Genomic DNA, 18,739 nt, shown 5'->3' on the forward strand with positions numbered 1-18,739 from the left:
TTTTGAATTTTTCATTTTTTAAAAAAAGTGCGCTTTCTACTAAAAGCGCACTTTAACAAAGAAAAACGGTATTTTATCGTTTCACTTCACCATTCCACTCTAACATGCCTCCAACCATATTACGGGCTTGATAGCCATGGTCTTCTAAAAAGAAACATACATTTTCACTGCGACGCCCTGAACGACAAATGAAGATATACTCTTTGTCTGTATCAAGTTGATCCATTTTTTGAGGAATCTCGCCCATTGGGATATGAACTGCCCCAGGAATCATTCCTTCTGCAACTTCCTCATTTTCACGTACATCAATAAGGTGAAGAGATTCACCGTTCTCTAACTTTTTCTGAAGCTCTTCTGTCGTAATTTCTTTTACCATAGTAATACACCCTCAACCTTTCCTAGCTTTGTTTTGTTAGAAAGGGCTCTCACAAAAAGAACCCTCTCCATTTCTTAGTTAGCTACGATATTTACAAGCTTTCCAGGTACTGCAATCACTTTACGAACTGTTTTTCCTTCAATTTGCTCTTGTACTTTGCTGTCTTCCATTGCAAGATCTTGAAGACCTTCACGCGTTGTTTCAGCAGGTACTTTTAGTTTAGCACGAACTTTACCGTTAATTTGAACAACGATTTCAATTTCATCATCAACAAGTTTGCTCTCATCATAAGCAGGCCATGCTTCATATGAAATTGTTCCACTTCCGCCAAGCTTACTCCATAATTCTTCTGCAATATGCGGAGTAATTGGAGCAATTAGTTTTAGGAATCCTTGCATATACTCTTTTGGTAAAACGTCTGTTTTATAGCACTCGTTAATGAATACCATAAGCTGAGAAATTGCCGTATTGAAACGAAGTCCTTCTAGATCTTCTGTTACTTTTTTCACTGTTTCATGGTAAATGCGTTCAAGTGCTTCATTGTCTTGATCTTTAATTTTCTCCACAACTGCACCTTCATCAGTTACCATAAGACGCCAAATACGATCGATAAAGCGACGAGCTCCATCTAATCCATTTGTAGACCATGCAACAGAAGCTTCTAATGGACCCATGAACATTTCATACAAGCGAAGTGTGTCAGCACCATGTGAGCCAACAATCTCATCTGGGTTAACAACATTCCCTTTTGATTTACTCATCTTCTCATTATTTTCACCAAGAATCATTCCTTGGTTAAATAGCTTTTGGAATGGCTCTTTTGTTGGAACTACACCGATATCATAAAGGAATTTGTGCCAGAAACGAGCATAGAGAAGGTGAAGTACAGCATGCTCTGCTCCTCCAATATAAATATCAACTGGAAGCCATTGTTTTAATTTTTCTTCGTCCGCTAATTTCTCACTGTTATGTGGGTCAATATAGCGTAGGAAGTACCAGCAGCTTCCTGCCCATTGTGGCATTGTATTTGTTTCACGACGGCCTTTTTTGCCCGTTTTTTCATCTACAACGTTTACCCACTCTTCAACGTTTGCAAGTGGTGACTCACCTGTACCAGATGGTTTAATTTCATCTGTTTTCGGAAGCATAAGCGGTAGCTCACTTTCGTCAACAGCTGTTGTTGTACCATCTTCCCAATGAATGATTGGAATTGGCTCTCCCCAATAACGTTGACGACTGAATAACCAGTCACGAAGACGATATGTTACTTTCTTTTCACCTTTTTTGTTCTCTTCTAGCCATGAGATCATTTTCTCAATTGCTTCTTCTTTATCTAAACCGTTAAGGAAGTCAGAGTTCACATGGGCTCCGTTTCCTGTGTACGCTTCTTTCGTAACGTCTCCACCTGAAACAACTTCTTTAATTGGTAGATCAAATGCTTGCGCAAACTCATAGTCACGCTCATCGTGAGCAGGAACGGCCATAATTGCCCCTGTTCCATATGTTGCTAGAACATAGTCTGCAATCCAAATTGGCATTTTCTCGCCGCTTACAGGATTGATTGCATAAGCTCCTGTGAAAGCACCCGTTTTTTCTTTAGCCAAATCTGTGCGCTCAAGATCACTTTTTGTTTTTACTTTATCAATATAAGACGTAACTTCTTCCTTTTGTTCTGCTGTTGTAATTTTCTCAACAAGACTGTGCTCTGGTGCTAGCACTGCATATGTTGCACCGAAAAGTGTATCAGGACGCGTTGTAAATGCTGTGAAGCTTTCATCTGTTCCTTCAATTTCAAATTGAACATGAGCTCCTTCAGAACGTCCGATCCAGTTGCGTTGCATATCTTTAATACTCTCAGGCCAGTCAAGCTCTTCAAGGTCGTCTAACAAACGATCAGCATATTCTGTGATTTTCAAAATCCACTGTTTCATTGGACGACGCTCAACAGGGTGTCCACCGCGCTCACTTTTTCCATCGATTACTTCTTCATTTGCAAGTACTGTACCAAGTTCAGGGCACCAGTTTACAGGGATTTCATCAACATAAGCAAGCCCTTTTTCATAAAGCTTTAAGAAAATCCACTGTGTCCACTTATAATAATGAGAATCTGTTGTGTTAATTTCACGATCCCAATCGTAAGAGAACCCTAATGATTGAATTTGACGACGGAAGTTATCAATGTTTTGCTTTGTAAAAATCGCTGGATCATTTCCTGTATCAAGCGCATATTGCTCTGCAGGCAACCCAAAAGCATCCCATCCCATTGGATGAAGAACGTTATAACCTTGCATGCGTTTTAGACGAGAAAGGATATCTGTTGCCGTATATCCTTCAGGGTGTCCAACATGAAGACCTGCTCCTGATGGATATGGGAACATATCAAGCGCATAAAACTTTGGCTTGTCTTTGTCTTCCCCTGTTTTAAATGTTTTATTGTCTAACCAATAATTTTGCCACTTCTTTTCAATTTCCTGATGATTATAAGCCATTGTGTTTCCTCCTTAAAGCCAATATATTCCAGTAAAAATAAAAAAACTCCCCTCCCACAAAGGGACGAGAGATGCTTTCCCGCGGTACCACCCAAATTAGCGCTTAAAACGCTCAGCTTTACGTCCGTAACGTGGACTAACGACAAATGCTACTGCTTTCGTTCACATTTATAGCTCAAAGGCGAGTTCACAAACATGCCTCTACTGACTCACACCAACCGTCAGCTCTCTTAAAGACTCATGTTTCCTACTACTCCTTATCAAAGCAAATATAATGTTCGTTACTATGTATTGTAAATAATCTAGAATAAAACTGCAAGCAATGAAAAAGCGCTTTTTCCTATTATCGCCTGCTAAAAGTCATTATAAACGAAAAATTCCGCCTATATGGCTAAAAAAAGAAGAAAGAGCGGATTTTTTTCCGCTCTCTTTGCTGGTATTACAATTTCCCTTCATTTTCCTTAGAAGGTTTTGATTTAACCGGCTGACCGCCACTCTCTTCGTAACGTTTTTTTGATTCTTTAACAGGATCGAAATCTTTTCCAACTTCCATATCGTTGCTGTTGAAGCCATTACGTGTTTTTTGTTCAGGGTTATTTTTCTTTGAACGTTTTTTCATCAGAAACTCTCCTTATTCTTAATAATCTGTTAAGATCATTTCATTTTGAAGCTGCTGAATTTGTAGACGCATACGGTAAAGCTGCTCACGCTGCTGATCGTTTGCACTGTGTGCCATTTCTTCTAGGTTCATGTAAGACTGCTCAAGCATTTCCTGCGCTTTCGTATACTCTGTTGCATTGTAATGTTCTTGTTTCATTCCTTCACTAAGCTGACCTTTTGCATAGCGAAGTGAGTCTTCGCACTGTTGAAGAAGATTGTCAATAGATTGACGTGTTGCCATATTAATCCCTCCATTTTCATTAACTTATAACATATCAACGTTATTTTTTACGACTTCCCTCTCTTTTATGTAGCTTCTCCTTTAACACCTCTTATTGGAGAAAAGGAGTCATTCTGTTAAAATGGTCTATGATTTATGATGAAAAAAGGAAGGAGAAATTCTCCGAATGAAAGAAACTAATCCATTTCTGTTTGCAAGCGATCATAAACGCTACCATACATGGAATTATCATTTACGAAACACTTTTGGACACAAGGTGTTTAAAGTAGCTCTTGACGGGGGTTTTGACTGTCCGAATAGAGACGGAACTGTTGCTCATGGAGGCTGTACATTTTGTAGTGCAGCTGGCTCAGGTGATTTTGCTGGAAACCGAGCTGAAGATTTAATTACCCAATTTAATGATATTAAAAGTAAAATGCACAACAAGTGGAAAAACGGAAAGTATATGGCTTACTTCCAAGCCTTCACAAATACGCATGCACCACTTGCCGAACTAAAAGAAAAATATGAAACAGTTCTAAACCTTGAAGGTGTTGTAGGACTTTCCATTGGAACACGTCCTGATTGTCTTCCAGATGATGTTGTTGATTATTTAGCAGAACTAAATGAAAGAACATACCTGTGGGTTGAACTTGGTCTTCAAACTGTTCATGAACGTACAGCTCTCTTAATTAATAGAGCTCATGACTATGAATGTTACGTTGAAGGAGTTAATAAACTACGAGCGCGGGGTATTCGCGTTTGTTCCCATATTATTAATGGTCTGCCTCTTGAAGATTATGACATGATGATGAAAACAGCTCATGAGGTGGCAAAATTAGATGTCCAAGGAATTAAGATCCATCTTCTTCACCTTTTAAAGAAAACACCAATGGTCAAACAATATGAAAAAGGACAGCTTGAATTTTTAGCTTTTGATGATTACATCAACCTTGTCTGTGACCAACTTGAAGTGCTTCCCCCTGAAATGGTTGTTCACCGTTTAACAGGAGATGGGCCAATTAACCTTATGATTGGTCCAATGTGGAGCGTTGATAAGTGGAGTGTTTTAAATGCAATCGATGATGAATTAAAAAAACGAAATAGCTACCAAGGACGACTTTTTGAACGAAAGGAAGTAAGAGTGTAATGAATATTGAACGCGTATTAACTTTCTCCAAAACGCTTCTTGAAAAAGTAACAGAGAACGGAGATTTTGCTGTTGACGCAACAGCAGGAAACGGTCATGACACTCTTTTCCTAGCAAATCTTGTTGGCGAGAAAGGGCACATTTATAGCTTTGATATCCAACAAAATGCAATTGATGAAACGTATAATCGCTTGAACGAGGCAAAAAAAACCGAAAATGTCACGCTTATTCATGATGGTCATCATCATTTCCACCAACACATCCCTCTTGAATTAAAAGGAAAGCTAAGCAGTGCCATATTCAATCTTGGCTATTTACCCGGTGGAGACAAAAAGATTGTCACAACCCCTGACACAACTATCGAAGCTGTGAAAGGTCTTCTACAATGGTTGAAAAAGGGAGGAATTATTGTTCTCGTTGTCTATCATGGTCATGAAGAAGGAGCAGTGGAACGAGATGCCCTTATGCAGTATGTAGCAACACTAGACCAAAAAAATGCACGCGTATTGAAATACGAGTTTTTAAATCAAAAAAACAATCCTCCATTTATTATTGCCATTGAAAAAAGTACTCCTTAATGTGGAGTACTTTTTTGTAGCATGCGGTATAAACGCCCATTCCAATAAAAAAATCGACTTATCTTTCCTCCAAGCTTAATAATCTTCTTAGCCTGCTTATGAACATTTCGCTGTTTTTTTACTTTTCGATCTGAAAGATACAATCCAAGAAGACCTCTATTAATAAAATGGTGAAAATGCTCATGTGGAAGACCTTTAATTTTTTTGTCTGCTTCACTCACAAAATGGTAAAAGCGTTTCATCATTTCCTCTTGTTCTGGATAATAAAAACAAAAGTTCAAATCTCCCTCTTCTTCATCTTCTTCTTGATCAATAAAATAGTCTAATAAAATGTGAAGTCCTTGAATATAAGGGAAATACCCTGACATAATTTGTATTGCTTGCTGTTTAGTGAAATCACGTTGAAAACTATAAGAAACAAGACAAAAAATGCCAAGGGTTGAACCTGCACAGGCCGAAAATTCATACCAAGTCATGTTTGGGAATTTCTCCTGATGCTCGTGAAACCACGTTTCTAGGCGGTGAACGCGCTCCTCTTCTCTTACATGTTTATGTATTTGCAAATCACAATAATAGCGGCAAAGCTCTAATAAATGGCTTTTAATGAGTGGATAATGTTCAATACTTGCTAGCACTTCCTGACATGTTTGAACAAGAGCGTGCAAATACCCCCCATCATTTTGATCCTCTCGATAACGATAATATTCTCCGAGTGTCGCATGTGGTGTGAGAGCATGCGGCATTGATTCATGAAGAGCCGCAAAGTCAAGCGGATCAAGCGAAGTACTTCGATCACACAAGTTATCAAGGTAGTCACTGATCGTTTGGTAAGCAACAATAAAACGGATTGCTTTTTTAAATTCTCCACATGCAAGCAACCCCATAATTGATCCACCTTCACAGTGAAAGGTTTTATCATTTATGCTTGCTAACGCTTGCGTTCGAAGTTCTTCATTTGGAATATTGCTGGCTTTTTTCTTCCACTTCAACAATTCTTCATGAACAATCGGCATTACTTCTTTATAGACTTTTCTCATTAACATAAAAGGGTGTTTTGGTATCTCCACATTGCTCACCTCGAGATTGTTACGGCTCTATTTTTCCCGTTATACATGTAAATGAACAAAGCTTTTCGCATAAGCAAACACTTGGTCCTGTTCAGGCTCATTGAATACTTCATGATAAAGTCCTGTCCATTCCTTATAAATCTTTTCACTTAAACTCATATCATCAAACCATTGTCTTACAATAAATTTCTCAATAACCTTATCTTCCCCAGCTTGAAGAATTAATAACGGCACATCTGGAAATTTATCCATATCTTTAAAAGCTAAATTCATCGCTTCCACAAACTGACGATACCAGCGTACAGACACTTTTTTCACATACAGCTTATCTTCTTTATGTTCTCTCCAAAGACGCTGATTTCTTGTGACATTTTCAATCACAAGTGGAGACTGAACAAGTTTACCAGGCATGAGCTTATTTAAACCTTTTGACAGGACATCTTTAAAGGCTGGTGGTTGTTCTTTTAATCCTAAGGCTGGTGATGATAAAATAACTCCCCATACAGGCAAACTGCGAAGCTGAAGCGCTCGTATAGCCGTCAATGCTCCCATACTGTGTCCTAGTAGAAAAATGGGTAAGTCGTATGTTTGCGCTTCTTCAACCCACTCTTCAATTGCTTCAATATACTCATTAAAAGAGCGAATATGTCCTCTTCTTCTCGTAGTCACTCCTTGGCCTGGGAGATCTCCCATGATAACGTGAAAACCTTCTTCATTCCATCTTTCTCTCAGCCATTCATAGCGTCCGTGATGCTCTCCTGCTCCATGGATGATGACCATGACTCCCTTTGCGTTCTCTACTTCCCATGTCCACATATTATGTACTTCCCTTCTTTTTATATTTACCGATGCAAAAAAAGTTTGTACACTTACATTAGAAGATTCTTTGTTTTTTTGCAACTGATAACATGGAGGGATAATAAATGTTGTACGCTTACAAAGGGAAAGAACCACGTATTTCAGATACCGCTTTCATTGCTGACTATGTAACAATTACAGGAGATGTTGAAATTGGAGATGAAAGCAGCATTTGGTTTAATACCGTTATCCGCGGTGATGTTGCTCCAACAATTATTGGTCGTCGAGTGAACATCCAAGATCAATCAACACTTCATCAGAGCCCCAATCATCCTCTTATAATTGAAGATGATGTAACAGTTGGTCATGCCGTTATTTTACATAGCTCAATCATTCGTAAAAAAGCATTAGTTGGAATGGGGTCCACAATTTTAGATGGAGCAGAAATCGGCGAAGGAGCTTTTATTGGTGCAGGAAGTCTTGTTCCTCCTGGTAAAAAAATCCCCCCAAATTCTCTTGCTTTTGGACGGCCAGCTAAAGTTATTCGAACGTTAACAGAAGAAGACCTAAAAGAAATGGAACGCATTCGTACAGGCTATGTAGAAAAAGGACAATATTATAAGCAGCTTTCTCCTCTTGAATAACAGAATTTACACACCGCTCACACGGTGTGTTTTTTTGTAAAGAAAAGCTACACGATAATTTTACAAATTCTTAGCACTAACTCTAAAATTTCTTTCTACAATAGAAGTAAAGGCTGTAAAAAGGAGATGAAAAACGAAATGGAAAGATGGCTAAAAAGAGCCTATATATTTGAATGCTTTTTATTCCGTTCACTTAACAACCAATTTCATCGCAAATGGTTGAACGGGTATTTTCGTTTTATTACACATCTAGGAGGAGCAGCTGTCTCCATCAGCGTTTGTCTATTACTTCTTTTCTTGCCTTTTGAAACATTGAAGGAAGCAAGTTTAGCGAGTGCTTTAGCGCTAGCTTTAAGTCATATTCCAGTTGCTCTCTTAAAAAAACTTTATCCACGAAAACGACCTTATCTTCAAATTATAAACAGCTATGTTTTACAGAATCCTTTGTGTGATCATTCTTTTCCATCTGGTCATACGACAGCTATCTTTGCTATCTCAACACCTTTTATTATTTCATTTTCTGCTCTTTCTCTTTTGCTTCTTCCACTTTCATTAAGCGTCGCACTCTCAAGAATTTATCTTGGTCTTCATTACCCAAGCGATGTTGCAGCTGGTATGCTTATTGGCAGTTCATTTGGCTATGGATGTTTTTCTTTTTTTCTGTAGATCATGATTTTTCATTGGAGGGATTGAAATGAAAATTGCCATCTTCACAGATACCTTTACACCTGATGTTAATGGGGTTGCGAAAACATTGAAAAGACTCACGGAGCATTTGCGTAATGAACATATTTCATTTCAGCTTTTTGCTCCTGATAGTACGGGAGAAAAGCCATATTCGCTCAATGTTCATCGATTTATGAGCTTACCGTTTTTTCTTTATCCACAATGTCGGCTCGCCCTTCCCAACATGCTCAAAATCCGGCAACAGCTTCAATCTTTCAAACCAGATATTATTCATGTAGCAACTCCCTTCAATGTAGGACTTTGTGGAATTCACTATGCTAAAAAATTCAACGTTCCTCTCGTTGGTTCTTATCATACTGATTTTGATCAATATCTTTCTTATTATGATTTAGAATTTCTTTCTCCTCTTGTCTGGAAGTATATGCGATGGTTTCACCGCTCAATGAAAACTATTTTTGTGCCTTCTCAAGATACAAAAGAAACGCTTATGCGACATGGTTTTTCTAATCTTTCCATTTGGTCTCGTGGTGTTGATCATCGCCTTTTTCATCCTCACTACCATAAAAAAAATGTTCGGGATGCTTACCATATTAAAGAACCCTACGTTATTACATATGTTGGGCGGCTTGCTCCTGAAAAAAATTTAGAACTTCTAATGAATGTAGCTCAGGCACTTCCTTCCAAGCTGCGAGATAAGATCCATTGGCTCATTATTGGAGATGGACCAATGAAAAAACAGCTTGAACAAAAGGCTCCCAGAAATATGTCTTTCACAGGATTTCTAAAAAGTAAAGAAATTGCACCTTTGTACGCAGCCTCTGATTTGTTTTTTTTCCCTTCTACAACTGAAACGTTTGGAAATGTTGTTCTTGAAGCTGCGGCTTCAGGAATTCCAACAGTTGCAGCAAATGCAGGAGGAGTAAAATCGATTGTGAAAGATAGAAAAACAGGTTTTTTATGTGACCCTAATAACCCTGATGAGTTTATTAAAGCAGTGACCTATCTTTTAACAAGGCATCATGATCGACTGCAAATGGGAAATGAAGCTCGTCATTACGCCCTTACCCAAACATGGGATCAGATTTTCACCAACCTTCTTACTCAGTATGAAGAAACAATTTCAGTTGCTTCTACCACCAGTAAGCTTGCTTAAAAAAGAGATCCTCGTTATCAACGAGGATCTCTTTTTATATTTTCTGCTGAAAAAAGTATTGACTTTCTCTCTTCTTCAACATACAGTATTAACTGTACTACTTATGTTAATACACATATAACAATTTTATTTTATAAAATGAAAGAGAGGAAAAAGCATGATTAGCATAAAAAACATTTCTCATTCTTTTAAAATCGGCAAAAAAGGAACAGAAGAGACTGTTCCTGTCCTAAAAGATGTTTCTATGGACATTCCTAAAGGTGAAATTACCTGTATTGTTGGAAAAAGTGGCTCTGGTAAATCAACGCTTCTTAACTTAATTTCTGGCTACATTGCCCCAACAGAAGGAACCATTGAAATCAATAATCAAACGGTCACAAACTTCAATGAAAAAGAATGGGCTCAGTTTCGTCTTGAGCATTTTGGGTTCATCTTTCAAAACTTTCAACTTATCCCTAGCCTTACTACATATGAAAATGTTGAACTGCCACTTACTTTAAAAGGTATGCGCAAGTCTGAACGAAAACAAAAGGTTTTAGAAATTCTACAAACAGTTGGATTAGAGAACCACCGTAACCATTATCCTAATGAGCTTTCAGGCGGACAGCAGCAGCGTGTCAGTATCGCAAGGGCCCTTGTTTTGAACCCTTCTATTATTCTCGCAGATGAACCAACAGGAAGCTTAGATTCAGAGACTGAGAGAGTTATTCTTTCTTTCATTCAAACGTTAAATAAACAATACGGAATTACATTTGTCATGATTACTCATGATGAAGAAGTATCCTCTATTGCACATCATAAGCTTCATTTACACGATGGTGTACTACGTAAAGAAGGTGTAATAAATGAATTTTAAAGATCAAGTTAGTTTTATCAAACGAAATATGAAGAAAAACCGACTCCGTGTCTTTATGACCGTTCTTGCAACAGCTATGTCGTGTGCATTTCTTGTTGTTCTTGCTTCAATTGGTTTTGGAATGCAAAAGACAGTTATAGACGAAATACTCTCACAGCAGATTGTTACAAAGATTCCTATTTACGGTAGTGACAAGAATACAAAAAATTTAAGTGGTGACTTAAAAAAAGACTTAAAAGACAACGAAAATGTCAAAGCTATTGTTGAACGTACAACAGTTAACGAACCTATTCAAACAATGCTTGATGAACGATCTAGTGAGAACTCTTCTCTCATTTTTACGAATATGAAACAAGAAACAAACGCAGGAATGAGTCTTTCAAAAGGACGGATGCCAACTTCGTCACATGAAGTTGTTGTTGGCTATAACTTTGCAAGCCAGCTTTGGTCTAAGAAAGAGCAGGAAAAGTTTGAACAAGAACTAAAAAGGTCTGAACAAAATGTAAATTATGATCTAACACAACCTAAAGGGTTTCAAGGAAATGTCTTAAATAAAAACATTACTCTAAAGGTGTCTAATACAGACGAAGAGACTGGGAAAGTAAAGGAGGAGAAATCTTATACTTTCAAAATTGTAGGCATTGCGAAAGAAAACCCAAAGGATTGGGTTGTTGATTCTAACATCTTTATAAGCAGTTCATTTTTAAGTGATTTCTCAAATGTTCTCGGAGTTGAAGAGGAGAGCTTTCCAACAGACTTAGCTGTTTTTACAGATGAATTTGAGCATGTAGAGCAATTAACACAAGCGCTTTTAGATAAAGGTTATCAAGCAGATTCTGTTACACAGCAGCTTGATAATATTAACAAGTTTTTTACAGCTTTCAAAATTGGACTAGTATTTGTTGGAACTATCGCTGTAATTATTTCAGCTATCGGTATCTTTAATACAATGACAATGGCTGTCACAGAACGAACTCAAGAAATTGGGATTATGAAAGCGATTGGTGCACAACCAAAAGTTATTCAAAAAATCTTTTTAATGGAAAGTGCTTTTATTGGAGTGTTAGGATCTATTATTGGGATTATTGTGTCCTACATTGTAAGCTTTGGGGCAAATGCTATTCTACCAATGATTCTTACTTCTGTATTAAGTGAAGGAGCGGATGATTCGTTCCATGTCACTTATTCTTATATTCCGCTTTCACTCATTATTATCGCCGTAGTTATTAGCGCTGGCGTTGCGGTTCTTTCAGGATTAAGACCCGCTCGTAAAGCAACAAAAACAAATGTCCTCTCTGCTTTGAGAAGAGAGATATAAAAAAAGCTTGTCACTGAATTAGTGACAAGCTTTTTTTGATTATTTTTCAAGGGCTTGAGTACGAAGAGCTTCAGCTTTATCCGTTAATTCCCATGGTAGTTCAACATCAGTACGACCAAAGTGTCCATAAGCAGCAGTTTGCTTATAGATTGGACGACGTAGGTTCAACATGTTGATAATTCCCGCTGGGCGAAGATCAAAGTTGTTGCGAACAACGTCAACAAGTACTTCTTCAGATACTTTTCCTGTTTTGAACGTATCAATTGAAATTGATACAGGTTGTGCAACACCAATTGCGTATGCAAGCTGCACTTCACATTTGTCAGCTAAACCTGCAGCAACAATGTTCTTTGCTACATAACGAGCTGCATATGCTGCTGAGCGGTCCACTTTTGTTGGATCTTTACCAGAGAAAGCTCCACCACCGTGACGAGCATATCCACCGTACGTATCAACAATGATTTTACGTCCAGTTAAACCTGCATCACCTTGAGGGCCACCAATTACAAAACGACCTGTTGGGTTGATGAAATATTTTGTGTCTTCATCAATAAGCTCTGCTGGTACAACTGGGTTAATAACATATTCTTTTACATTACGTTGAATTTGCTCAAGCGTAATTTCTGGATGATGCTGTGTTGAAATAACAATTGTATCAATACGAACAGGTTTATCATTTTCATCATATTCAACTGTTACTTGTGTTTTAGCATCTGGACGAAGGTAAGGAAGAATTTCTTCTTTACGTACTTCTGCTAAGCGACGAGCTAAACGGTGTGATAATGAAATTGGAAGAGGCATAAGCTCTTTTGTTTCATTACAAGCAAATCCGAACATAAGACCTTGATCTCCTGCTCCAATTGCTTCAATTTCTTCTTCAGACATTGATCCTTCACGAGCTTCAAGAGCTTGGTCAACACCTTGAGCGATATCAGCAGATTGCTCATCAATAGATGTTAATACAGCACAAGTTTCAGCATCAAAACCATATTTTGCACGAGTGTAACCAATTCCTTTAATTGTTTCACGAACAATTTTCGGGATATCTACATAAGTAGAAGTTGTAATTTCCCCCGCTACTAATACTAAACCAGTTGTTACAGATGTTTCACAAGCAACACGAGCATTAGGGTCATTTTCTAAAATAGCATCAAGGATTGAGTCCGAAATTTGGTCACAAATTTTATCTGGGTGGCCTTCTGTCACAGACTCAGAAGTAAATAAACGACGTTTAACTGACATCTTTGTTCCTCCTTCTAAAGGTAGCAAATCTATGATACGGTACTCATTCCCTTATTATTGTAAATAAAGTTCCCTCTTACACACATATAAAAAAACCTTTCCTAGCTCGAGGAAAGGTTTAACGTCAAAGTTTGCCTTTCGCTCTTATCGATCAAGGTTTCCCTTGCGTCAGGTTAGCACCTTTTCATCTTTAATTGATGACGGTTGCTGGGTTTCATAGGGCCATGTCCCTCCACCATCTCGGGATAAGAGAGTATCCGTTCAATGACTTATCTTAACGTACAAAAGGGAAAAGTGTCAATACGTTTTAGGAACTTCCTTTTCCTTAATACGTTATCCGTTTCATTTAAGAGAGAAAACTCTTTTTTCTCTAGTCTAGGATATCCTTACTCTCCTCCTATCTATCACAGAGAGTAAGGAAGAAAGACTCTGTTTCAGATAGCTATAATAAGGTAAACTTTTAAAAAAGATGGTTGTTTTTTCACTAGAACTTTCCTCTTTACTTTACTATAGGCAGATTTTCTACCAGCATATTTTTTTACCCTAAAAAAGAACATACGTTCCGGTTAGGAGGATTTTTTATGAAACCTTTTCATTCTTTGCCTAATAACTCCTTATTAAAGCATTTTTTCTCTTCACCTTCTCACCAAAGAAAGTTTGAGAACTACCAGCAAAATCCAAGCAAGCAAACAAAAAAAGAGCTTGATCAAGCTTTTAAATGTTTTTATGAGGAAGTTCGACTTGTCGCATACTTTTCTCGATTTCTTTCTTCAGAAGCTATCGCTTTTAAGAAGAAGATTCAAAAATATGAATATACTCACTCTTTTGTATTGGATAAACCAGTGTTTGAAAATAACAGAGAGCCTAGAATAAATATGATCAAGGATGACAGTTTTTTTAATTATTATCATCAGCATGAGGAACATATAGAGGAATGTATTACAAACGAATACACTTATCACTGTGTCAAAATGCTTACAAAACGCGAAAAAACCGTTCTCTATCTACATTTTTATGTTTGTTTAACAAACGTTGAAATTGCTCAAAAGCTCGCTGTCTCTCCCCAAGCCATCTCAAAAACGAAAAAAAATGCCCTGAGAAAACTGAGGAGGTCTAGAATATGATGGAAAGTATAAGTATTGTCTCTCTTATCCAGCATGCAGGATTTCCGATAGCAATGACCTTCTACTTGTTATCCCGTTTTGAGAAGCGCATGGAAAATTTAGAACGCGAAGTATCCCAACTTCGTGCACTTCTGCAAGGTAGAAAGGAAGGATAATTTTGAACGAACAAACTAAGAAACAATATAAAATAGCTGTTCTCAATCTGCTTCAACCTAAGATTGCAAGCCTTGTAAAAGAAGCCCATCCCGTTTATCAAGAAGATTTAGAACAAGAATTAAAACTCAAAATGCTTGAGAAAATGCAAACTCCTTTTTTACACAATATCCCTAGTTTCTTTGAATTTGTGTCATCTAACGAAAAAGAATAAAATTCAAATTTAAATTGTATAACACTTTTAAATTATAGAAACAATATAACACTCAACCCTTATTACAAATTTATTTATCTAATATAATATCAGTAAAGTGATGCACTTTTTTCATAAATTAGTATAGACTATTTAAATAAATGTGTTATACTCTTTTTAAGTTAAAATAAAAACGTTATGAAAAAAGGATGATATTGCTTATGAGTACTGTCGATATGTCAACAAAATTAACTGAACTATTAACGCTTCCGTCTGTTCAACATAACCTTGCAACACCTTCTCTTGTTGAACGTATTTTAGATCGTAAAGAAGGTATATTAACAGAAACAGGAGCCGTCAGTGTTGCAACAGGAAAGTACACAGGGCGTTCTCCTCTTGACAAATTTGTTGTACGTGATGCTTCTGTCGAAAAAAAAATCAATTGGGGGCAGGTAAACCAACCAATTGCTCCTGATATGTTTTCTCGTTTATATGAGAAAGTTGTAAATCATTTAAAGAAAAAAGATGAACTTTTTGTATTTGATGGTTTTGCAGGGGCAGACGAGAAATACCAACTTCCTCTTCGTGTTATTAATGAATATGCATGGCACAATCTATTTGCGCGTCAGCTATTTATCCGTCCTGACAAAGATGCGGATTTAAAGACTCATAAGCCTGAGTTTACAATTGTATCAGCACCTGACTTCAAAGCAGATCCGGCTATAGATGGAACAAACTCTGAAACATTCATTATTATTTCTTTTGAAAAACGCATTATCTTAATTGGGGGAACAGAATATGCTGGGGAAATGAAAAAGTCCATCTTCTCTGTTATGAACTTCCTTCTTCCTGAGCAAGATATTTTATCAATGCATTGTTCAGCGAACGTTGGCAGTGAAGGTGATGTTTCCCTTTTCTTTGGTTTATCTGGAACAGGAAAGACAACCCTTTCTGCAGATGAAAACCGCCGCCTTATTGGAGATGACGAGCACGGATGGTCAAATTCTGGCGTCTTTAATATTGAAGGTGGATGCTATGCTAAATGTATTGGTTTAACAAAAGAAAAAGAGCCTCAAATCTTTGATGCTATCCGTTTTGGAGCAGTGCTTGAGAATGTTTTTGTAGATCCAAAAACAAAAACTCCAGACTATAACGATAACGCACTAACAGAAAATACAAGAGCAGCTTATCCGCTTGAGTCTATTGATAATATTATAAAACCAAGTGTTGCAGGTCACCCTTCAACAATCATCTTTCTTACAGCAGATGCAACAGGTACGCTACCTCCAATTAGCAAACTAACAAAAGAACAAGCTATGTATCATTTCTTAAGCGGATACACTAGTAAACTAGCAGGAACAGAACGAGGTGTCACAGCACCTGAAGCCACATTCTCTACGTGCTTTGGCTCTCCATTCCTTCCTCTTCCTGCTACTGTATATGCTGAGATGCTTGGAAAGAAAATAGTAGAACACGGTGTGGACGTTTACCTTGTAAACACAGGATGGACTGGCGGCGTTTATGGCGTTGGCCAACGTATGAACCTAGCTTACACACGCGCAATGGTGCAAGCAGCACTTGAAGGTGAACTTGCTAATGTAGAAACAGTTCAAGACGGTATTTTTGGGCTTCATATGCCAATGCATGTTCCTGGAGTGCCAGATGAAGTTCTGCAGCCTTTCAAAACGTGGAAAAACCCTGAGGAATATAAAAATGCGGCAACAACGCTTGCATATCAATTCAAAGAGAATTTCAAAAAATTCTCAACAAACAATTCTGAGATTGAAAAACTTGGTGGACCAATCGTTTAATCGAAAGAGCGAGCGCAACAGCGCTCGCTCTTTTAGTTTGTAGAATTCAAGGAAATGAACTCATATGTTAAAAAAGTCGTTTCTTTGGACCATTCTATTTTCTTTATGATTGCTCGTCCTCGACTTTCGCCTTCTTTAGTCGTACGGATGTCAATTGGAATATCAAGTGGGTAAAGACGGTATCCACTTTTTTCAAGTGCAAACTCGTTCTCCCCTACTCTTTCTTCGTTGCCTTTTGTTACAATCATCGTGTTTAGCTCCATTGGCATACCCATAAAAATCACCTCTTTTTTTTTATTATATCAAATTATCAAACCTGTGAAAGGCTTGAATGCTTCTTCATCCAGCTTGTAAGTGAATGAACAATTCGGCGATTTTCACGTGGTGGAAAGTAATGTGTAAACCCCTCAAAGTACCATGCTTCATATGTATGATTTAGCTTTTTGAGTTCTTCTTCTAATTTGTAAGCATGTTGTACTGAGACATTTTCATCCTGTACTCCATGTATAAGGAGTACAGGACAAGAAATTTGATCCACTTCATAAAGAGGGGTACGCCACTTGTAAGCTTCTGGTACCTTATTTGGACTTCCTCCAATAACGCGCTTCATCATTCTACGCAAGTCTTTTCGCTCATTGTAGGTGAGCACCATGTCTGTTACGCCTCCCCATAATACAAGAGAGCGAACGGTATCGGATAATTCAGCAACCAAAAGAGCCATTACTCCTCCTCTTGAAAACCCAAAAACGTGAATGTTATCCTTGTCTACTTTTGAATGTTGCTCAAGCACTCCTAAGGCACTCAGCGCGTCATAACGATCTTCTCCTGCAAAATCTTCATTTCCTTCTCCCCCTTGGTTTCCTCTATAAAAAGGGGCCATTACAACAAATCCTTCTGAAGCAAATTGAACAATTCGACCAACTCGAACCATACCAACGCTTTTAATGCCTCCTCTTAAATATAAAAAACCATCGTATCTTCCGTTAGCTACAGGCTCTGCTAAAAGTCCTTTAACACGAAGTCCATCCACCATATATTCCACAACATGAAGGAGTACATGCGGGTTTGGTGATGGAAATCGCTGCTTACTAACTACCGTTCCATTTAGCAAAAAACATCATCCTTTAAAATAATTTTTCTAGGCATTCACACATATTGTCTCCTCCTCATATTTTATCAATATAGACAAAAGAAGTCTTTTTAAAGGAGGTTTACTCTTTCATGATGAAAAAAGGTAAAGTTTATTTATCTATAGCTCTTCTCTTAGTTTGCTTAAGTTTGTTTGGATGTAGTCAAGAAACGAAAAAAACGGTCAGAGTTGGAGAAGTAACGCATTCTATCTTTTACGCTCCACAGTATGTCGCTGTTTCCAAAGGTTTTTTTGAAGAAGAAGGATTAGATGTTGAATTAAAAACAACGTGGGGCGGAGACAAAACAATGACGTCTTTACTATCAGACGGCATTGATGTTGCTCTCGTTGGTTCTGAAACATCCATTTATGTGCAATCTCAAGGAGCAGATGATCCTGTCGTTAACTTTGCACAGTTAACAGAAAATGATGGAACTTTTTTAGTAGCAAGAGGAAAAATAGAGAACTTCTCATGGGAACAGCTTAAAGGTTCTACATTTCTCGGTCAGCGTAAAGGTGGCATGCCACAAATGGTTGGTGAGTATGTATTAAAGCAGCATAATATTGATCCTAAACAAGATTTAGAGCTTATCCAAAATATTGATTTTGCAAACGTTGCGAATGCCTTTGCATCAGGAACAGGTGATTATGTCCAGCTTTTTGAACCAACGGCAAGTATTTTTGAGCAACAAGGAAAAGGCCATATTGTTGCCTCATTTGGAACCGAATCAGGCAAAGTTCCTTACACTTCTTTTATGGCGAAAGAAAGCTACCTTACTGAAAATGAAGAAACGATGGAGAAATTCACACGTGCTCTTTATAAAGCGCAAAAATGGGTTGATGAGCACAGTGCAGAGGAAGTAGCAAAAGAGATTGCTCCTCAGTTTGAAGATACGTCCTTAGAAACAATTGAAACTGTTGTTGATCGTTACAAGTCACAAGATTCCTATGCAAAAGATCCTTTGCTAAACAAAGCAGAGTGGAATCAGCTTGAGGAAATTATGAAAGAAGCAGGCGAACTACCTAAAAATGTGGATTATACAAAACTTGTGAACACGAAGATAGCCAAAAAGGCTATGGAAGAGTAGGCG

General features: G+C 37.7%; 21 protein-coding genes, 1 riboswitch and 1 other annotated feature. Of the genes, 12 read left to right on the forward strand and 9 right to left on the reverse strand.

Translation table 11 applies throughout. The features are described 5' to 3' along the window. Positions 1-73: 73 nt before the first annotated feature. From MOC86_RS20715 to MOC86_RS20730, 4 genes are all read right to left on the reverse strand, one after another. A complete protein-coding gene (locus tag MOC86_RS20715; protein WP_185183394.1) occupies positions 74-376 on the reverse strand; it encodes a rhodanese-like domain-containing protein in 303 nt (100 codons plus the stop codon). A 74-nt stretch (positions 377-450) separates the two neighbouring features. Then, positions 451-2,865, reverse strand: coding sequence for a leucine--tRNA ligase (leuS, locus tag MOC86_RS20720; protein WP_268585893.1), 2,415 nt, complete (start codon positions 2,863-2,865; stop codon positions 451-453). Positions 2,866-2,922: 57 nt separating this feature from the next. Continuing rightward, positions 2,923-3,138: a binding site (T-box leader), on the reverse strand. Between the two features lie 166 nt (positions 3,139-3,304). Beyond that, positions 3,305-3,484: a hypothetical protein gene (locus tag MOC86_RS20725; protein ID WP_019391112.1), complete on the reverse strand. Its 180-nt coding sequence runs from the start codon at positions 3,482-3,484 to the stop codon at positions 3,305-3,307. An 18-nt stretch (positions 3,485-3,502) separates the two neighbouring features. Beyond that, entirely contained in the window at positions 3,503-3,766 is a 264-nt protein-coding gene (locus MOC86_RS20730) for a YtzC family protein (protein ID WP_019391111.1), read from the reverse strand. A 166-nt stretch (positions 3,767-3,932) separates the two neighbouring features. On the opposite strand from MOC86_RS20730, the gene MOC86_RS20735 reads away from it, so the two are divergent. Together MOC86_RS20735 and MOC86_RS20740 are read left to right on the forward strand one after the other, a co-directional pair. Next, on the forward strand, positions 3,933-4,895 hold the full coding sequence (locus MOC86_RS20735; protein WP_268585894.1) for a TIGR01212 family radical SAM protein: 963 nt from the start codon (positions 3,933-3,935) through the stop codon (positions 4,893-4,895). Next, positions 4,895-5,473, forward strand: a complete 579-nt coding sequence (locus MOC86_RS20740; protein ID WP_268585895.1) for a class I SAM-dependent methyltransferase — start codon at positions 4,895-4,897, stop codon at positions 5,471-5,473. Before MOC86_RS20735 ends, MOC86_RS20740 begins: the two co-directional genes overlap by 1 nt. Here MOC86_RS20740 and MOC86_RS20745 read toward each other — a convergent pair. Together MOC86_RS20745 and MOC86_RS20750 are read right to left on the reverse strand one after the other, a co-directional pair. Then, complete coding sequence (locus MOC86_RS20745) at positions 5,470-6,540, reverse strand: tetraprenyl-beta-curcumene synthase family protein (RefSeq protein WP_268585897.1); 1,071 nt, start codon at positions 6,538-6,540, stop codon at positions 5,470-5,472. The two genes, MOC86_RS20740 and MOC86_RS20745, sit on opposite strands and share 4 nt — an antisense overlap. Before the next feature lie 39 nt (positions 6,541-6,579). Further along, positions 6,580-7,356 carry an alpha/beta hydrolase gene (locus MOC86_RS20750; protein ID WP_243516970.1) on the reverse strand — a complete coding sequence of 259 codons (777 nt, stop codon included), beginning with the start codon at positions 7,354-7,356 and terminating at the stop codon, positions 6,580-6,582. Positions 7,357-7,463: 107 nt separating this feature from the next. On the opposite strand from MOC86_RS20750, the gene MOC86_RS20755 reads away from it, so the two are divergent. From MOC86_RS20755 to MOC86_RS20775, 5 genes are all read left to right on the forward strand, one after another. Further along, positions 7,464-7,982 carry a gamma carbonic anhydrase family protein gene (locus tag MOC86_RS20755; RefSeq protein ID WP_268585898.1) on the forward strand — a complete coding sequence of 173 codons (519 nt, stop codon included), beginning with the start codon at positions 7,464-7,466 and terminating at the stop codon, positions 7,980-7,982. Between the two features lie 138 nt (positions 7,983-8,120). Then, positions 8,121-8,648, forward strand: a complete 528-nt coding sequence (locus MOC86_RS20760; protein WP_268585899.1) for a phosphatase PAP2 family protein — start codon at positions 8,121-8,123, stop codon at positions 8,646-8,648. A 28-nt stretch (positions 8,649-8,676) separates the two neighbouring features. Continuing rightward, on the forward strand, positions 8,677-9,822 hold the full coding sequence (locus tag MOC86_RS20765; RefSeq protein ID WP_268585900.1) for a glycosyltransferase family 4 protein: 1,146 nt from the start codon (positions 8,677-8,679) through the stop codon (positions 9,820-9,822). A 157-nt stretch (positions 9,823-9,979) separates the two neighbouring features. Then, positions 9,980-10,678 carry an ABC transporter ATP-binding protein gene (locus tag MOC86_RS20770; RefSeq protein WP_268585901.1) on the forward strand — a complete coding sequence of 233 codons (699 nt, stop codon included), beginning with the start codon at positions 9,980-9,982 and terminating at the stop codon, positions 10,676-10,678. After that, positions 10,668-11,996 (forward strand): ABC transporter permease, encoded by a 1,329-nt coding sequence (locus MOC86_RS20775; protein WP_268585902.1) that lies wholly within the window; start codon positions 10,668-10,670, stop codon positions 11,994-11,996. Before MOC86_RS20770 ends, MOC86_RS20775 begins: the two co-directional genes overlap by 11 nt. Before the next feature lie 39 nt (positions 11,997-12,035). Here MOC86_RS20775 and metK read toward each other — a convergent pair whose 3' ends face one another. Beyond that, on the reverse strand, positions 12,036-13,238 hold the full coding sequence (gene metK / locus MOC86_RS20780) for a methionine adenosyltransferase (protein ID WP_243516939.1): 1,203 nt from the start codon (positions 13,236-13,238) through the stop codon (positions 12,036-12,038). 141 nt (positions 13,239-13,379) lie between these two features. Further along, positions 13,380-13,490, reverse strand: a riboswitch (SAM riboswitch). 329 nt (positions 13,491-13,819) lie between these two features. Here metK and MOC86_RS20785 point away from each other — a divergent pair. The 4 genes from MOC86_RS20785 (at position 13,820) to pckA (ending at position 16,519) form a co-directional block, all read left to right on the forward strand. Continuing rightward, positions 13,820-14,362 (forward strand): sigma-70 family RNA polymerase sigma factor, encoded by a 543-nt coding sequence (locus MOC86_RS20785; RefSeq protein WP_268585903.1) that lies wholly within the window; start codon positions 13,820-13,822, stop codon positions 14,360-14,362. After that, a complete protein-coding gene (locus tag MOC86_RS20790) occupies positions 14,359-14,517 on the forward strand; it encodes a YvrJ family protein (protein ID WP_019391099.1) in 159 nt (52 codons plus the stop codon). The genes MOC86_RS20785 and MOC86_RS20790 overlap by 4 nt, the downstream gene beginning before the upstream one ends. A gap of 2 nt (positions 14,518-14,519) precedes the next feature. Then, positions 14,520-14,729, forward strand: coding sequence for a hypothetical protein (locus tag MOC86_RS20795; protein ID WP_268585904.1), 210 nt, complete (start codon positions 14,520-14,522; stop codon positions 14,727-14,729). A 200-nt stretch (positions 14,730-14,929) separates the two neighbouring features. Next, a complete protein-coding gene (pckA, locus tag MOC86_RS20800) occupies positions 14,930-16,519 on the forward strand; it encodes a phosphoenolpyruvate carboxykinase (ATP) (RefSeq protein ID WP_268585905.1) in 1,590 nt (529 codons plus the stop codon). Positions 16,520-16,551: 32 nt separating this feature from the next. Here pckA and MOC86_RS20805 read toward each other — a convergent pair whose 3' ends face one another. After that, the gene (locus MOC86_RS20805; RefSeq protein WP_019391096.1) at positions 16,552-16,794 is read right to left on the reverse strand and encodes a DUF2584 domain-containing protein; all 243 of its coding nucleotides are present in this window, start codon (positions 16,792-16,794) and stop codon (positions 16,552-16,554) included. 35 nt (positions 16,795-16,829) lie between these two features. Beyond that, entirely contained in the window at positions 16,830-17,630 is an 801-nt protein-coding gene (locus MOC86_RS20810) for an alpha/beta hydrolase family protein (RefSeq protein ID WP_268585906.1), read from the reverse strand. Between the two features lie 113 nt (positions 17,631-17,743). Here MOC86_RS20810 and MOC86_RS20815 point away from each other — a divergent pair, with 113 nt between their 5' ends. Further along, positions 17,744-18,736, forward strand: a complete 993-nt coding sequence (locus tag MOC86_RS20815) for an ABC transporter substrate-binding protein (protein ID WP_268585929.1) — start codon at positions 17,744-17,746, stop codon at positions 18,734-18,736. The last annotated feature ends 3 nt before the right edge of the window (positions 18,737-18,739 follow it).

Source organism: Priestia endophytica (assembly GCF_026790145.1).
Taxonomy (GTDB): Bacteria; Bacillota; Bacilli; order Bacillales; family Bacillaceae_H; genus Bacillus_I; species Bacillus_I endophytica_A.

Bases quoted from the DNA above. Each gene is read 5' to 3' on its own strand.
- MOC86_RS20760 (WP_268585899.1), top strand. From the start codon at position 8,121: ATGGAAAGATGGCTAAAAAGAGCCTATATATTTGAATGCTTTTTATTC.
- MOC86_RS20735 (WP_268585894.1), top strand. From the start codon at position 3,933: ATGAAAGAAACTAATCCATTTCTGTTTGCAAGCGATCATAAACGCTAC.
- MOC86_RS20790 (WP_019391099.1), top strand. From the start codon at position 14,359: ATGATGGAAAGTATAAGTATTGTCTCTCTTATCCAGCATGCAGGATTT.
- MOC86_RS20770 (WP_268585901.1), top strand. From the start codon at position 9,980: ATGATTAGCATAAAAAACATTTCTCATTCTTTTAAAATCGGCAAAAAA.
- pckA (WP_268585905.1), top strand. From the start codon at position 14,930: ATGAGTACTGTCGATATGTCAACAAAATTAACTGAACTATTAACGCTT.
- MOC86_RS20715 (WP_185183394.1), bottom strand. From the start codon at position 376: ATGGTAAAAGAAATTACGACAGAAGAGCTTCAGAAAAAGTTAGAGAAC.
- MOC86_RS20815 (WP_268585929.1), top strand. From the start codon at position 17,744: ATGAAAAAAGGTAAAGTTTATTTATCTATAGCTCTTCTCTTAGTTTGC.
- metK (WP_243516939.1), bottom strand. From the start codon at position 13,238: ATGTCAGTTAAACGTCGTTTATTTACTTCTGAGTCTGTGACAGAAGGC.
- MOC86_RS20765 (WP_268585900.1), top strand. From the start codon at position 8,677: ATGAAAATTGCCATCTTCACAGATACCTTTACACCTGATGTTAATGGG.
- MOC86_RS20805 (WP_019391096.1), bottom strand. From the start codon at position 16,794: ATGGGTATGCCAATGGAGCTAAACACGATGATTGTAACAAAAGGCAAC.
- MOC86_RS20740 (WP_268585895.1), top strand. From the start codon at position 4,895: ATGAATATTGAACGCGTATTAACTTTCTCCAAAACGCTTCTTGAAAAA.
- MOC86_RS20725 (WP_019391112.1), bottom strand. From the start codon at position 3,484: ATGAAAAAACGTTCAAAGAAAAATAACCCTGAACAAAAAACACGTAAT.
- leuS (WP_268585893.1), bottom strand. From the start codon at position 2,865: ATGGCTTATAATCATCAGGAAATTGAAAAGAAGTGGCAAAATTATTGG.
- MOC86_RS20755 (WP_268585898.1), top strand. From the start codon at position 7,464: ATGTTGTACGCTTACAAAGGGAAAGAACCACGTATTTCAGATACCGCT.
- MOC86_RS20775 (WP_268585902.1), top strand. From the start codon at position 10,668: ATGAATTTTAAAGATCAAGTTAGTTTTATCAAACGAAATATGAAGAAA.
- MOC86_RS20785 (WP_268585903.1), top strand. From the start codon at position 13,820: ATGAAACCTTTTCATTCTTTGCCTAATAACTCCTTATTAAAGCATTTT.
- MOC86_RS20730 (WP_019391111.1), bottom strand. From the start codon at position 3,766: ATGGCAACACGTCAATCTATTGACAATCTTCTTCAACAGTGCGAAGAC.
- MOC86_RS20750 (WP_243516970.1), bottom strand. From the start codon at position 7,356: ATGTGGACATGGGAAGTAGAGAACGCAAAGGGAGTCATGGTCATCATC.